Here is a 15179-nt window from a genome sequence, read left to right as displayed (position 1 = left end):
GCGGCTTTTGTGGGCGAGTGCTTTTTGGTTACTTTTTGTCACGACGGACAAAAAGTAACCCGCCCGGGTGGGCGGAACAAAGACTATCTGATTGCACGGGAAGGAGATTGGAACACCGTTTATAGAAGCAATCTCAGATGTCCGCTCCGCGCCGAAAACAGAATCCAGCTTCCCCTCCCCCGCTGCTTCCCTTTTTTCTCCCCTTTTCTTCCGCCATCACTCCCATCTTGGCAACGGCGTTCGCGCTGTAATGAATTCCGTCAACACACAACGCTTATTGCACAGGATGGAACGCCATGAACACTGTTATCGCTTTCAACAAAAACCTGATCGCCGCGGCCCTTGCCACCAGCCTCACCGCCACCCCGCTGCTGGCCGCCGAAGTGGACAAGACCCCGCAGCATATCGGCGCCGGCACCGGCGCGGTGGCCGGCGCGGTAGTCGCCGGTCCGATCGGCGCAATTCTGGGCACCGCCTTCGGCACCCTGGTCGGCCACAAACAGGTGCAGGAAAACACGCTGGAGGCCCAGCAGAAGGAGCACGACCGGCTCAGCCAGCAGTTGCGCGACACCTATAGTCAATTGGCTGCTGCCGAGCAGCAACTGAGCGATCGCCGCGCTCAATTGGCAGCGGTGGAACAACAGATGACCACGCTTGACGACGAGCATCGCGCCCTCAAGGCGATGGTCAGCGGGCTCAAATTGTCGGTCTACTTCGCCCAGAACAGCAGCCAGGTCGACCCCCGCTATGAGGATCTGCTGAAGTCCCTCAGCGACGGTGCTGACAAAGTCAAAGGGCTGACCATCGACCTGGCCGGCCATAGCAACACCTCAGGGCCGGATCACTACAACCAGGCACTGTCGGAACGCCGCGGCAAAGAAGTAGGCGAGACCCTGCAGCAGCACGGACTGCCGCCCTTCCGCATCATCACGCAAGGCAAAGGCGTCGCCGAGGTGAGCAGTAACAACCCTTACTCGCCGCTCGATCGCCGGGTCGATCTGCAGTTTCGCTTTGACCCGCGTGATGAAGCACTGGTCAGCGAGCGCTAAGCGCTCAACCGGGTTCCAACCTGAAGGCCCGACTGCCTGCCGGCGGCGGGCCTTCGCTTTGGGAGCGCCTTGGCTAAGGACCAGGTCCATTAGCCGCAATCTGCATCTGCCATCAGGCTGACTCAGGCGCTGGCAGCAACCACAGAGAGTTGTTCGCGGGTTCGGTCTTAGAGGGTTGCGCGCAAAAAGTTAGCGGTTGGAAATCACCAACGAATTCAACAACGCGGTCAGATCCGCGGCCGCCATCGGCCGCCCCAGCAGGTAGCCCTGCAGACGGTCACAGCTGAGGGTTTGCAGCAAGGCCTGCTGCTGCTCGGTTTCAACCCCCTCGGCAACCACGTTGAGGCCGAGGCCATGGGCCATGGCGATAATCGCTTTCAGCAGTTCCGCTGCTTCCGACGAGCTGTCACTGTCGTTGACGAAGGCCCGGTCGATCTTGAGGTAGGTGAAGGGGAAACGGCGCAGATAACTCAAGGAGGAGTAGCCGGTGCCAAAGTCGTCCATCGCCAGGCACACTCCCAGTCGATGCAACTGATCGATGGCGCCAGTAATGCGAGCATCATCCTGAATCAGCATACCTTCGGTCACTTCGACCACCAGATGCTGGGGTTTCAGGTCATGCCGCTCCAGTGCTGCCGCCAACAGCACAACAAAATCCTCCTGCCGCAACTGGCGTGGGGATACGTTGACCGATACCGCGGCAATGTCACAGCCCTGATCCAGCCAACAGCGCATCTGCGCACAGGCCTGTTCCAGAACCCAGGCGCCAATCTCGACGATGATGCCGGTATTTTCCGCCAGCGGGATAAATTCCGCCGGTGACACAAAACCCAGTTCCGGGCTGTGCCAGCGCAGCAGTGCTTCACTACCCAGTACCCGATCACCCTCAACATCCCAGATCGGCTGGTACTGTAGCGACAACTCCCGGTTAGCCAAGGCCTGGCGCAGCCCGCGGTCGAGTTCCAGGTGGCGGTGCGCTTCAACATTCATTTCCGGGGTAAAAAAGTCGAAGTTGTTTTTGCCCTCCGATTTGGCCTTGTACATGGCGATGTCGGCGTTGCGCATCAGGTTCGGATAATCGAGGCCATCGCGCGGAGCCAACACCACGCCAATACTCGCGGTCACCACCAGATCCATGGCATCAATAACGAAAGGCCGGCTCAATTCTGCCAGTATTTTTTCCGCCATCCGTTCCACCTGCCCTCCGTCGGCCAGATCTTCGAGCAGCACCACAAATTCGTCGCCACCATGGCGCGACAGGGTATCGCCGTCCAGCAGGCAGGCTTTGAGCCGCTGACTCGCCTGCAGCAGCAGCTCATCGCCGGTCTGATGACCCAGGGTATCGTTGATCTTCTTGAAATCGTCCAGATCGATCAGCATGACGGCCAGCTGCGAGCCGTTACGCTGGCGACGCTCCAGCGCATGCAGTATTCGCTCCCGACAGAGCACCCGATTGGGCAGAGCGGTAAGGTTATCGTAGTGAGCCTGGCGCAGCATGGCCTCATCCTGTGCCTTGCGTGCGCTGATATCGCGGACACTGGTGACACGTATGGCACGTCCTTTCCAGATCAGGTTGTTCCCCTGGATCTCTGCCGGGAAGCGACTGCCGTCCTTGCGCACCGCGTCCACTTCGTAGGGGGCCTCGTCACGGTTGCGGATCTTCTCCATCAGCAGCGGGTGACACTCCGGGGCAATGATATCGGTGGCGTGACGCACCAGAAATTCATCATGGGTGTAGCCAAACAGTTTTTCAGCGGTGCGGTTGGCATCAAGACATTGCCCCCCTTCATGCACGAAGATCGCTTCGCTGGTGACCTCGGACAGCCGGCGGAACCGCTCCTCGCTCTCCTCCATCGCCTTGCGCGCCCATTCCGCCTGCCAGCGCGCGCGGTCGTTGCGCTGGTACATGTAGAGCACCAGTGCGGTGAAGGCGACAAAGATCACCACCAGCCCGAACAGCAACTGCGAGCCGACCCAGCCCGCGACCCCTTCACGCTCGTCGGCCAGATAGATCAGTTGCCAGCCGGGCAACAGTGGCAGTTCCAGATGGTGAATGAGGTATGACGACCCGGCAGCGTCCCGCACCCGGCCACCGGCCTGTTCCTGCAAGCCGACCGCATCGCGCAGCTCGCCAAACTGGCGGCTACGCCGCAGCTCGGCCGCGGTCTGCTGGTCCAGAATCTGCAGCGGGCGCAGGCGCCAGTCGGCGCGGCTGGAAACGAACACCACCCCGCTATCGCTCACCAGCGACACCTGACCACTCACCTGAGCGAGCTCCTTCTCCAGCAGTTGCGGCGAATATTTGATAACCGCCACACCCTCCACCGCCCCCACACGATTTCGCACCGGTGCGGAAACATAGATCCCCCGTTTGCCGCTGGTCACTCCCAGTGCCAGATAGAGCGCGTTCAGGCCATCGCTGGCTTGCTGAAAATAGGGCCTAAAAGCGTAATTTTTACCCACGAAGCTGTCAGTCTGGTCGCGGTTGCTGGACGCAAAGGTGCGCCCGTCCGCGCCGAGCAGATAACAGACGCTGGCATTGAGGGTGATGCAGTGGCGATCCAGTACCTCGTTGACCGCACCGATATTGCTGCTCAGGGACAGCGGAAAAGCCTCTGTCAGCGCCGGTTCGTTGGCCAGCAACGCCGCCGAATCCATCATCCGGCGTAACGACGAATCCAGTTGCAGCCGAAACGAGGCAGCACTGTCGCGCGCGCTTTGGCGCAACGACTGTTCGCGAATATCGGCGAGCTGCTGATAGGTGAAGATAAAGCCGCTGGCCAGCGCCAGCATCGCTGCCAACGCCAACGCCACCAGCCGGCCATTTAGACCGCCGGGGTGCGACTCAGAGGTTATGGATGCCAAAGGCTTGTTCACAGGTCTCTCTGCCGGTAGATCTCGGGTTGCGCTTCACCGGTACTGCCAGCGGTTCACTCGGCGTTAGCGGCTAGGTAAAGCCATGGGGTATACCCTGATACACCTCTGTTAGCAAATCCTGATATGGAAAAACCGATCATCCACTGCACCTTGCAGCGGGCCATAGCATCGACTGCCGCTGCGCCTAAGTATTACCGACAATCGCTAGCACTGCCTTGACTTATACCTCCTGCGCCAGGCAGCGCAACGCGATTCCCGCCGCTGCGGTGCGGTTTTCAACCCCCAGTTTGGGAAAGATCTGCTCCAGATGCTTGTTGACCGTACGCGGGCTCATGGCCAGAATCTCGGCCGCCTCGCGGTTGGTTTTACCGTTGGCGATCCAGTAAAGCACCTCCGATTCACGTTCGGTCAGATCCAGCTGCTGTTTCAATAACGCGGCACCACCGGGGCGCTCACCGTCGAGCAGCTTCAGTAACTGTTCGCCACTGGCCAGATGCTCCACCAGCTTCACCGTCAGCGGATAGTCAAGCTCCTCCAGAGTAAGTTTCTGCCCCAGTTCCGGCCGGTGGCTGAACCAGCGCAACAGCTGCGGCGCCAGTTGCTGCCGCTGCCAGCTTTCATCGGCACGGGCCTTGGCCAACAGGGCGTAGGTTTGGGGCGTTGCCCAGCGCACCTCACCCGCTGCACCCACCGTCAGCAGGTGCTGGCCGGTGCTATCGAGCGCCGATTGGGCGCTGCGGGTCAGGCGGGCGTTGCTGAGGTGTACTTTCATCCGCGCCAGCAGCTCGTTGGGGTTGATCGGTTTGGTCAGGTAATCCACTCCGCCCGCTTCCAGCCCCCGCACCACGTCGTCGGTGTCGGTCAGGCCGGTCATAAAGATCACCGGTATCGATGCCAGCGCCGGATCCGCCTTCAGCGCGCTGCAGGTATCAAAACCATTCATCACCGGCATCATCGCATCCAGCAGAATGATATCGGGGCGGATGCGGCGGGCGATAGTCAGCGCCTGTTTGCCTTCCAGCGCCACCAGTACATCCATACCGGCACTCTCCAGGGTGTCGTTAATCAGGCTGAGGGCGTCGGCGGAGTCATCCACCACCAGCACGGTATCGGTGGTTGCAGGTGCGTTCATTAACCGGGTTTCTCCAGGCAGAGCGCCAGCTGTTCGAGCTGGAAGCGTTCATTCAGTTGTTCAAGATGCCGTTGGGTGGCGGCGTTCAGCAGCGCATCGTTTTGCAGTTGCGCGAGCACACTGCGCACCCCCTTGCGATAGCCCATCTCGGCGTAGGCCCTGAGTTCGCGAATCAGTGCATGGTCGGGTATCACCAACGCCTGATCGTCGCCGGCCGGGGCTTCAGCAATGGCCACTTCGGTGATTTCCGGCTGCTGCTGGTAGGTCCACTGCAACTTGAGATGCTGTGCCAACTTGTCGAGCAGCTTCTGGTTGGTGATCGGTTTGACCAGATAATCGTTGTACACCGCCTGATCGTCCGGGTGGCGGTCGGCCTCCTGGGCATCGGCGGACAGCATCAGCACCGGCACATCGACACCCAGTCGGCGCAGCTCACGCGCCAGTTCCAGACCGTTCATGCCCGGCATGGAGATATCCAGCAGAAACAGATCCGGCTTGGCCTTATCCAGCATCCGCAGGCAGGCCGCGGCGTCGGGGGCTTCCAGGGTGACGAACCCCAACGGCGTAAGCAGATCCGCCAGCATGCCTCGCAATACCGGGTCGTCATCAACCAGGCACAGGGTGCGCTGGTAGCCCTCGTACCCAACCACTCGCTGGCGCGCCAGTTCCGGCACCTCCGCATCGCTGACCCAGGGCAGCATCAGGCTGACCCGAAAGCAACTGCCGACCCCCGGCGTACTCTCCACCTGCAGATCGCCACCCATGATTTCAGTCAGCAGTTTGACGATGGTGAGGCCAAGTCCGGTGCCGGGCAGATGGGTACTGTCGGCGGTGCGGACCCGCTCGAACGGATCAAAGATCCGCTTCAGCGCTTCGTCGTCGATCCCCAGGCCGCTGTCCCGAACCACAAACTCCGCCACCTGGTTGCGGTAGAACACCTCCAGCTCCACCTCTCCACGCGGGGTGTACTTAACCGCATTGGAGAGCAGGTTAATCAGGATCTGGCGCAACCGTTTTTCGTCGGCGATGACCTGGTCCGGCAACGCGTTATGGATCCGGCAGCTCAGATGGATCCCTTTGTCGAGGGCCTGCATCCGGAACATCGCCACCAACTGATCGATCAACTGGGGCAGCTTGACCCGATTACGGTAAAGATCGAGCCGCCCCGCTTCGATCTTGGAAATATCCAGCAGGCCCTCGATCAGATCCGCCAGATACTGGCCGCTGCGCTGGATAATCTCCAGCCCGCGCTTGTGTCCCTCGGGGGTGTCGGCGCGGTCGTTGAGCAGCTGTGCATAACCGAGCACCGATTGCAGCGGCGTGCGCAGCTCGTGGCTGATGCCGGAGAGATAACGGCTCTTGGCTTCGTTGGCGCGCTCGGCCAGCTCTTTGGCCGCCTGCAGCTCCTGGTCGGTCTGCTGGTGCGCTTCAATCTCGCGGGTCAGCTTTTGGGTCTGGCGATTGGACTCCTCCTGCGCCACCACCCGGCTCTCATGCGCCAGCAGGAACAGCCACGCAACCACGCCAGTGGCGATCAGCAGGGTGAAGAACAGTGTCCACAGGGCCTGTTGCAGCAGCAACGCCTCGGCTACCGACGCCGGCTGCATATGCTGGTAGATCAGGGCCAGTACCGCAGCGTTGAGGGTGCTGATGGCGAACAACAGCGCAGCAAAGCGTCCCAACCGCGAGTTCACCCAGGCCACCACCCGCCGCGGCAGAAACAGGTTGAGAAAGGTTTTGATCTGCTGTGACAACCGCGCATGGGGCTTGCAGCTTTCCAGGCAACGCACGTCGAGCGAACAACAGAGCGAGCAGATCGGCTGCTGATAGGCCGGGCAGAAGCTCATATCTTCGCCCTCAAAGGCGTTTTCGCAGATGCCGCACTTAAGCGTCTGGTGCTCCTCGCAGCCCTCGCTCTTTGCCAGCAGCGGCACCAGCTCAGGGGATTGGCGTGCCAGGTAGTAGCGCCCACCGGTCAGCCAGGCGATCAGCGGTACCGCCACAAAACAGGTGGCCAGACTGACAAAGTGGCTGAGGGTGCGCGCGACTTCGCCGAACAAGCCGAGATAGCTCAGCATTCCGAGCCCGGTGGCCAGCAGCATGGAGCCGGTGCCCACCGGGTTGATGTCGTACAGGTGGCCGCGCTTGAACTCCACGTAGGAGGGGCTCAGCCCCAGGGGTTTGTTAATCAGCAGATCCGCCGACAGCGACGCCAGCCAGCTCACCGCGACGATGGCGAATACTCCCAGAATCGCCTCCAGCGCCTGATAGATACCCAGCTCCATCAACAGCAGCGCGATGGTAACGTTGAACACCAGCCATACCACCCGCCCCGGGTGACTGTGGGTCAGACGCGAAAAAAAGTTGGACCAGGCGATGGAGCCGGCATAGGCGTTGGTGACGTTGATCTTCATCTGCGACACAATCACCATCACCGCCGCCAGCACCAACGCCACCTGCGGTGACTGGGTCAGGTAGTTGAACACCCGCTGGTACATATGGGTGGGGTCGATCGCCTGGGTGTACGCCAGCCCGTCACTGATAGCCAGATAGGCCAGATAGGAGCCCAGCAGCATCTTGATCAGACCGACCAGTACCCAGCCAGGGCCGGCCAGCACCAGCCAGAACCACCAGCGTTTTTTATTGGCCTCGGTTTTGGGCGGCATAAAGCGCAGGTAGTCGACCTGTTCGCCAATCTGCGCCACCAGCGCGAAGAAGATCGACGCACAAGCGCCGAACAGCAGAATGTTGAACTCCCCGGCGCCCTCTACCAGCGGCGGCGCGTAGCCGGTCCACTCCTCCAATCGCTCGAACTCGTAACCCACCACCACCGCCAGCGCGGTGCACTGCAACCCGACCCAGATCAGTTGGGTGCCGACCTGAAAGCGGCTGATGGCCGAGATGCCATGAGTCACAATGGGGATCACCGCCACCGCGCAGAGAAAGTAACCCACCGACAGCGGGATACCGAACAGCGCCTGCAGCGCCGAGGCCAGTATCGCCGCCTCGATGGCAAAGAATATAAAAGTAAAAGAGGCGTAGATCAGTGAGGTGATGGTGGAGCCAAGGTAACCAAAACCGGCGCCGCGGGTGAGCAGATCGATATCCAGCCCGTGCTTGGCGGAATAGTACGTGATAGGAAAACCGGTGATAAAAAACACCGCACACACCACCAGCATCGCAATCACGCTGTTGGTGAAGCCGTAGTTGAGGGTCACCGCCGCCGCCAAACCCTCCAGCGCCAGAAACGCCGTGGCACCGAGCGCCGTCTGTGCCACCCGTTCGATGCTCATGCGCCGCCCGCTGCGGGCAGTGAAGCGCAGAGCAAAATCTTCCAGCGTCTGGTTGGCCACCCACTTGTTGTAGCGACGGCGCACCTTGAACACTTTCTGAGAAGCGGGCATCAATGGGCTCTTCGGTCAGCATGGCGGAGCACCACGCCGCACCAATAATGCGCGGCGCACCAATAGCGCACGCCGCGGCGCACCGGGTGGGTGCAAAACCGTGGCGAAATCGCTAACTATGGTTATTTATTGCAGTGCACGTGCCAGCTTCTACCATCCCGCGGAGCTATTCAGCTTGCTGCAATCTGAGGTTGGGTGGTTGGTCGGCAGCCGCCGAGTCAGCCCAGCTGCTGATGGCGCTGAACCAGTTACTCGGCCAGGGCAGGGTCGTAGCGGATCTCGCCCTGTTCAAACCGGATTCCGCCCCCTTGGTGCTCGCGGTGAGTCTTATGGATATAGGGTGGGATCACGACGGATACGCCTGGGTAGATGGTGCCGCGCGCAACCACCCAGGCATGGGCCAACAGCGCTTTCTTCTGCTCCTCCAGGGCCTTGAGCTGCTGATCCAATGCCACGGCGGCATTGCCGACTTCAAGACTCTGTTTCAGCGCGGCGTTGTAGCTTTTTTTGTTTTCCGGGGTTTTGGGTAATGTCGATAGCTGCGGCAACGTAGCTTTGATCTCCGCAAGTTGCTGCTGTTTCAGCTCACTGGCTTCGGTCAACTGCCGGACTTGTTGGTCAATCTCGTGGGTATTTGGCCGCAGTTCGATTGTTGTCGGCACAAACGCATCGGTACCATAGTTACCGCAGACCACGCGCTTACCCACCCGTGAGATGCCACCGATCAGATTGCTGTTGCGCGTTCCCTCCCGGCCGATCACGAGTTCAGTGGCGGTTGTGATCACGCAGTGCAACAACTGCGTGTCAACATAGATCCCCCCTCCTGATTCCAGTCGCGCATACTGGGCAAAACCCAGCTGCATGCGCCCTCTTGCCATTAGTTCACAGGTCAGGTCGTCGCTATGGAGTTCGTCCTCTTCCGTTCGCTGATGGCCGATCACACCTTTACGGACGGTTAAGTCACCGCCAGCTTCGATCCGTGCCGATTGCACCGACCCGCCGACCATGACATCCCCGCTGGCCACCACCTTCATCATGTCACAGACATCGCCTTGGATGATGACGGTGCCGTCGAACTCGATGTGGCCCGTTTCCAGATTCACCTGTTTAACCTTGTAGACGTTATCGACACGAATACCGCCTGGAACTTCAACCGGCATCCCGGATCGAGCCGCCAGAATATGCTGTTGATCCGGCGCTAACGTAACGCCTTCTGCGGCAACAAATTTGGCGGGACTACCCGGGTCGGCTGGCAGTTTTTTACCGGTGACCGTAAAGCCCGGGACACCCGGTGTCGGCGGCTCGAGGTGCATCAGTGACGTGCCTTCCGCAACGCTCAGGATTTCACCGAAATCGAGCAGATCGACACTGCCGTCCTCGCGCATCTTCGGGTTCTCGATGGCCGGTCGCACCGTAGTAACCTCAGATACCCAGCGCCCATTCTTTCCTTTATCCGCGGCACGCCCTCTGGCGATGATGGCTTTGTGGATCGAGCCAGGCTCGGCACGATAAGCCTGTTTCATCAATGCCGATGCAACCGCGGTGTCGATGCCCATGCGCACGCCACTTTCCTGCAGCGCCTGTTTGAACCGCTTCGCGGTGATCGGCTCGCCACCGTAACCGGTTGTAATCCGGGCTTCACAAGCCATCTGGTTCTCACTGACAACCAGCTCCAGCACCGCGTCCACGCGCTGTGCCAACAGGAACACCTGTTCGGTCAGGGGGGTGTCAGCAGCACGAGCTGCCGAGTCGATCAAGGTGCGAATGGCATCATCCTGCGGCTTGAAGTGCTTGAAGTCAGATTCAGCCAGCATGGTTCGCAGCGCCGTCTCGGTTAGAGGTGCCGGTTCAGTTTCCGGAGTCAACACCGCTTCGACAAATTGCTGATCCGGTGACAGGCGCAAGCAGATTCGGTCCACAATCTATCCCTTAGTCGTTTAAGTGGAGATACTGCATTTAAAGATAGTATCGACCGATATACAGATAACTGACTAACCCAATCGGTAAATCGTCGCCAATAACACCACCATAGAGCATCTGGCCCCTCTGCGTGGATCTGCCGCTGCCTGTTGGCCACGAATCGGATGCCGACTGTCCGGACACGCCCCATGCCTAATGTTCAATGCGGGTTTGTCGTGTGGCTGCGGTACAGGATACCGCGTATCAGCTCCGGCTTTGGGACACATCAGGCAGCGTGTCTAGCCGCTAAGGCAGCTCTGAATTGCCAACGAGCACCCATTCTCACCTGTAACTCTGCCAATCCCGGTATCTGCCGCCCCCTACGTCATTTGACGTACCCCCCTGCGTTTATCACCCCATACCTGCACTGCAACATAGGGCGCACAATCGATTCCGCTTGCTACTGAAACGTTTTAATCCAGTGATCTACCGGCGCCGCCGCACTCAAGGCGGCACCGAAAAGCAACCGAATTCGCATACCCACCTCAGGCAATGAAGGAAGGATCAACCATGAAAATGAAACAACTGGCTTCAGGAATTGCACTGGCGATGATGGCTTCGGCCAGCATGGCCGCCGATGACACCATCAAGGTCGGCGTGCTGCACTCCCTTTCCGGCACCATGGCGATCAGTGAAACCACGCTGAAAGACACCATGCAGATGCTGATCGAAGAGCAGAACAAGCAGGGTGGCCTGCTGGGCAAGAAACTGGAAGCGGTGGTGGTGGATCCCGCCTCCAACTGGCCGCTGTTCGCGGAGAAAGCCCGCGAACTGGTGGAGAAGAACGGCGTCGACGCCATCTTCGGCTGCTGGACCTCGGTGTCGCGCAAGTCGGTACTGCCGGTGGTTGAAGAGCTCGACACCGTGCTGTTCTATCCGGTCCAGTACGAGGGTGAAGAGTCCTCCAAGAACGTGTTCTACACCGGTGCCGCGCCCAACCAACAGGCAATTCCGGCGGTGGATTACCTGATGAACGAGCTGGGGGTTGAACGCTGGGTGCTGGCGGGCACCGATTACGTTTATCCGCGCACCACCAACAAGATTCTGGAAGCCTACCTCAAGGGTAAAGGGGTGGCCGACAAAGATATCATGATCAACTACACCCCCTTCGGTCACTCCGACTGGCAGAGCATCGTTGCTGACGTGAAGAAGTTCGGCTCTGCCGGCAAGAAGACCGCGGTGGTTTCCACCATCAACGGCGATGCCAACGTGCCTTTCTACAAGGAGCTGGGTAACCAGGGGATCTCCGCCGAGGATATCCCGGTGGTGGCCTTCTCCGTGGGTGAAGAGGAGCTGTCCGGCATCGACACCAAACCGCTGGTGGGCCATCTGGCCGCCTGGAACTACTTCATGAGCGTCGACACCGAGGCCAACGACGAGTTTATCCAGGCCTGGCATGCCTATATCGGTGACGAGAAGCGGGTCACCAACGACCCGATGGAAGCCCACTACATCGGCTTCAAGATGTGGGTTGAGGCGGTCAAGAAGGCGGGCACTACCGACCCGGCCGCGGTACAGGACGCGATCATCGGCGTCAGCGTGCCTAACCTCACCGGCGGTTACGCCACCATGGCCCCCAACCACCATATCACCAAGCCGGTGCTGATCGGCGAGATCCAGGACGATGGCCAGTTTGAAGTAGTGTGGTCCACCTCCGGCACCGTACTGGGTGACGCCTGGTCCGACTTCCTGCCCGGTTCCAAAGACCTGATCGCCGACTGGCGCGCACCGCTCTCCTGCGGCAACTACAACGTCAAAACCGGCAAGTGCTCCGGCCAGAACTTCTGATCCGGCACCCGCGGCAAGCGGCCGCCCTCGGGCGGCCGGTTTGCCCACGCCCGACTTCTGCCAGGGCCGGGCCTTCATTCTCTGGAATCCGAACCTCCATTCGTTCGAATTTAAATCACAGGACGCGATTGTGATGGCAACAACCTCCACCCATTACCGCACTATGCCGGAAGGCCGCAGGTCAACGGGCTGGCGGGCACTGTGGCTGCTGGCGCTACTGTTCACCGTATCAACAGCCTCCACCGCCTTCGCCGCATCCGATGACTTTGAGCAGGGTCTGGCGCTACTGAGCGAGAAAAGCTTCAGCAAGAAAGGACGGGCAATCGAGCTGCTGGTCGCGTCCGGCCACGAGCAAGTGCTGCCGCTGCTGCAAACCATGAGCGCCGGCGAGCTGTACTACCGCAAGTCCGATGACCGCATCGTCACCCGCCGCGACGCCGACACAGGCTATGAGATCACCGATGCCGTCAGCGGTGAGGCACTCGGCACCGTCGGCCGCCGCGACGTCAAGAAAGTCGCCATCAACAATACTCTGCGCTCGCAACTGACCCAGGCGATTGCCGAGCTGCAGCTGGGCGCAGCTGACCCGGGCATCCGCAAGACGGCCCTTGAAGCGATGCTGTCCGAGCTCACTGCCGATTCGCTGCCGCTACTGGAAAAACGCCGCCGTACCGAGCAGGACGACAGCGTGATCGAAGTGCTCGATATTGCCATCGCCGTTGCGCAACTGGAATCGAGTGAACGCAGCGTGCGCCTGCAGGCGCTGCAAGCGCTGGAGGGCAGCCTTTACCCCTCGGTACGCAACCGGCTGGTAACGATGACCGCCAATGACGCCGATGCCGGCGTACGCAAAGCCGCGGAGAAGGCGCTGATCACCATCGAATCGCGGGTCAATCTGTTCAGCAATCTGGAAACCCTGTTCTTCGGTGTCAGCCTTGGCTCGGTGCTGATCCTCGCCGCCATCGGCTTGGCGATCACTTTTGGGGTGATGGGCGTGATCAACATGGCCCACGGCGAACTGATCATGATCGGCGCCTATACCACCTACGTGATCCAGCTGTTGATGCCCAACGCCATCGAATACTCGCTGCTGGTCGCCGTGCCGGCCGCCTTTATCGTCTCCGGTCTGGTGGGGATCGCCATCGAGCGTGGAGTGATCCGTTTTCTCTACGGTCGCCCGCTGGAGACCCTGCTCGCTACCTTCGGCCTCAGTCTGGTGCTGCAGCAGGCGGTGCGCTCGATCTTCTCGCCGCTCAATCGTTCGGTGGAAACCCCGCAGTGGATGAGCGGCACCTGGGAGATCAACGCCATCTTCAGCCTCACCCTCAACCGGCTCTACATCATCGCTTTCTGCCTGATCGTGTTCTTTTTGCTGCACCTGATCCTCAAGCGCACCCGGCTGGGGCTGGAGGTACGCGCGGTGTCTCAAAACCGCCAGATGGCTCGTGCCATGGGGGTGCGTTCCCAGTGGGTCGACGCCCTCACCTTCGGGCTCGGTTCCGGTATCGCCGGGGTGGCCGGGGTAGCGCTGAGCCAGCTCACCAACGTCGGTCCCAACCTCGGCCAGGCCTACATCATCGACTCCTTCATGGTGGTGGTGTTCGGTGGCGTCGGCAATCTCTGGGGCACGCTGGTGGCCGGGCTATCCCTTGGCGTCGCCAACAAGGTTATGGAGCCCTGGGCCGGCGCGGTACTGGCCAAGATCCTAGTGCTGGTGTTCATCATTCTCTTTATTCAAAAGCGCCCGCGCGGACTGTTTCCGCAGAAGGGACGCGCAGCCGAAGGTTGATAGGGATCGCTCATGTTGATTAAAAGTCTGTTAGCCAACGACCGCGGCGGCCGCATTCTACTCACCGCCCTGCTGCTGGTCAGCGTGGCGGTAGTGGCCTCCAACCAGTTGCTGCCACAAGACTCGATGCTGCACGTGCCCACCTACACGGTAACCCTGCTGGGCAAGTATCTTTGCTACGCCCTGCTGGCGGTGGCGGTGGATCTGGCCTGGGGTTATCTTGGTATTCTCAGCCTCGGCCACGGCGCCTTCTTTGCCCTCGGCGGTTACGCCATGGGGATGTACCTGATGCGCCAGATCGGTGATCGCGGCGTCTACGGCAATCCGGAGCTGCCGGACTTCATGGTGTTCCTCAACTGGCAGGAACTGCCCTGGTTCTGGTCCGGCTTCGACCAGTTCTGGTTCGCCATGATCATGGTGCTGCTGGTACCGGGGCTGCTGGCGTTCGCCTTCGGCTGGCTGGCGTTTCGTTCACGGGTGACCGGGGTTTATCTCTCCATCATCACCCAGGCACTGACCTATGCGCTGATGCTGGCGTTCTTCCGCAACGAGATGGGGTTTGGCGGCAACAACGGCCTCACCGACTTCAAGGACATCCTTGGCTTCAGCCTGCAGGCCGACAGCACCCGTCTGGGCCTGTTTATCGCCTCAGCCATCGCGCTGGCGGCCGGTTACCTGCTCTGCCGCAGTGTCACCAATTCGCGTCTGGGGCGGGTCAGCGTGGCGATCCGCGACAGTGAAGACCGGGTGCGCTTTATCGGCTACCGGGTGGAGAAGATCAAGCTGGCAGTGTTCACCCTGTCGGCGGTGCTGGCAGGCGTTGCCGGTGCTCTCTACGTGCCGCAGGTGGGGATCATCAACCCCAACGAATTCTCACCGCTGAACTCCATCGAGGCGGTGGTGTGGGTCGCCATCGGCGGACGCGGCACGCTGTTCGGTGCCGTGGTCGGTGCGCTGCTGGTCAACTATGGCAAGAGTTATTTTACCGCGGCGATGCCGGAAGCCTGGCTGTTCGCCCTCGGTGCCATCTTCGTGCTGGTGACCCTGTTCCTGCCGCGCGGGATTGTCGGCTTGTTTAACCGCGATTCGGACCAACCATCCAAGGCACGACACCCGACCGATGGCGACGACTCTGGCCCCGTCACTACCGCTGCACTGCCACAGGAGGCCCATTAATGACA

Annotated in this window: 8 protein-coding genes; 4 read left to right on the top strand and 4 right to left on the bottom strand. The window is 60.5% G+C overall.

Annotation, left to right across the window (positions count from 1 at the left end):
- Positions 1-296: 296 nt before the first annotated feature.
- Entirely contained in the window at positions 297-1049 is a 753-nt protein-coding gene (locus tag JJQ76_RS14120) for an OmpA family protein (protein ID WP_210397520.1), read from the top strand.
- A gap of 189 nt (positions 1050-1238) precedes the next feature.
- On the opposite strand, the gene JJQ76_RS14115 is transcribed toward JJQ76_RS14120, so the two are convergent.
- The 4 genes from JJQ76_RS14115 to JJQ76_RS14100 all read right to left on the bottom strand — a co-directional run bounded on the left by JJQ76_RS14115 (position 1239) and on the right by JJQ76_RS14100 (position 10381).
- Complete coding sequence (locus JJQ76_RS14115) at positions 1239-3926, bottom strand: bifunctional diguanylate cyclase/phosphodiesterase (RefSeq protein ID WP_210397519.1); 2688 nt, start codon at positions 3924-3926, stop codon at positions 1239-1241.
- A 220-nt stretch (positions 3927-4146) separates the two neighbouring features.
- A complete protein-coding gene (locus JJQ76_RS14110; protein ID WP_210397518.1) occupies positions 4147-5058 on the bottom strand; it encodes a response regulator transcription factor in 912 nt (303 codons plus the stop codon).
- Positions 5058-8462 carry a hybrid sensor histidine kinase/response regulator gene (locus JJQ76_RS14105; RefSeq protein WP_210397517.1) on the bottom strand — a complete coding sequence of 1135 codons (3405 nt, stop codon included), beginning with the start codon at positions 8460-8462 and terminating at the stop codon, positions 5058-5060. The genes JJQ76_RS14110 and JJQ76_RS14105 overlap by 1 nt, the downstream gene beginning before the upstream one ends.
- A 248-nt stretch (positions 8463-8710) precedes the next feature.
- Positions 8711-10381: a flagellar assembly protein A gene (locus JJQ76_RS14100; protein WP_210397516.1), complete on the bottom strand. Its 1671-nt coding sequence runs from the start codon at positions 10379-10381 to the stop codon at positions 8711-8713.
- 550 nt (positions 10382-10931) lie between these two features.
- On the opposite strand from JJQ76_RS14100, the gene urtA reads away from it, so the two are divergent.
- From urtA to urtC, 3 genes are all read left to right on the top strand, one after another.
- Positions 10932-12209, top strand: a complete 1278-nt coding sequence (gene urtA / locus JJQ76_RS14095; protein WP_210397515.1) for an urea ABC transporter substrate-binding protein — start codon at positions 10932-10934, stop codon at positions 12207-12209.
- A gap of 133 nt (positions 12210-12342) precedes the next feature.
- Positions 12343-13998, top strand: coding sequence for an urea ABC transporter permease subunit UrtB (urtB, locus tag JJQ76_RS14090; RefSeq protein ID WP_246480818.1), 1656 nt, complete (start codon positions 12343-12345; stop codon positions 13996-13998).
- A gap of 12 nt (positions 13999-14010) precedes the next feature.
- Positions 14011-15174, top strand: a complete 1164-nt coding sequence (gene urtC / locus JJQ76_RS14085) for an urea ABC transporter permease subunit UrtC (RefSeq protein WP_210397514.1) — start codon at positions 14011-14013, stop codon at positions 15172-15174.
- The last annotated feature ends 5 nt before the right edge of the window (positions 15175-15179 follow it).

It is taken from the genome of Motiliproteus sediminis (genome assembly GCF_017912535.1).
Taxonomy (GTDB): Bacteria; Pseudomonadota; Gammaproteobacteria; order Pseudomonadales; family Balneatricaceae; genus Motiliproteus; species Motiliproteus sediminis.
This window is presented reverse-complemented; position numbering and strand designations above follow the sequence as displayed.

What these genes read in the sequence shown, in the direction of transcription:
- JJQ76_RS14120 (WP_210397520.1), top strand. Translation starts at nt 297, where the DNA reads ATGAACACTGTTATCGCTTTCAACAAAAACCTGATCGCCGCGGCCCTT.
- JJQ76_RS14110 (WP_210397518.1), bottom strand. Translation starts at nt 5,058, where the DNA reads ATGAACGCACCTGCAACCACCGATACCGTGCTGGTGGTGGATGACTCC.
- JJQ76_RS14105 (WP_210397517.1), bottom strand. Translation starts at nt 8,462, where the DNA reads ATGCCCGCTTCTCAGAAAGTGTTCAAGGTGCGCCGTCGCTACAACAAG.
- urtA (WP_210397515.1), top strand. Translation starts at nt 10,932, where the DNA reads ATGAAAATGAAACAACTGGCTTCAGGAATTGCACTGGCGATGATGGCT.
- urtB (WP_246480818.1), top strand. Translation starts at nt 12,343, where the DNA reads ATGGCAACAACCTCCACCCATTACCGCACTATGCCGGAAGGCCGCAGG.
- urtC (WP_210397514.1), top strand. Translation starts at nt 14,011, where the DNA reads ATGTTGATTAAAAGTCTGTTAGCCAACGACCGCGGCGGCCGCATTCTA.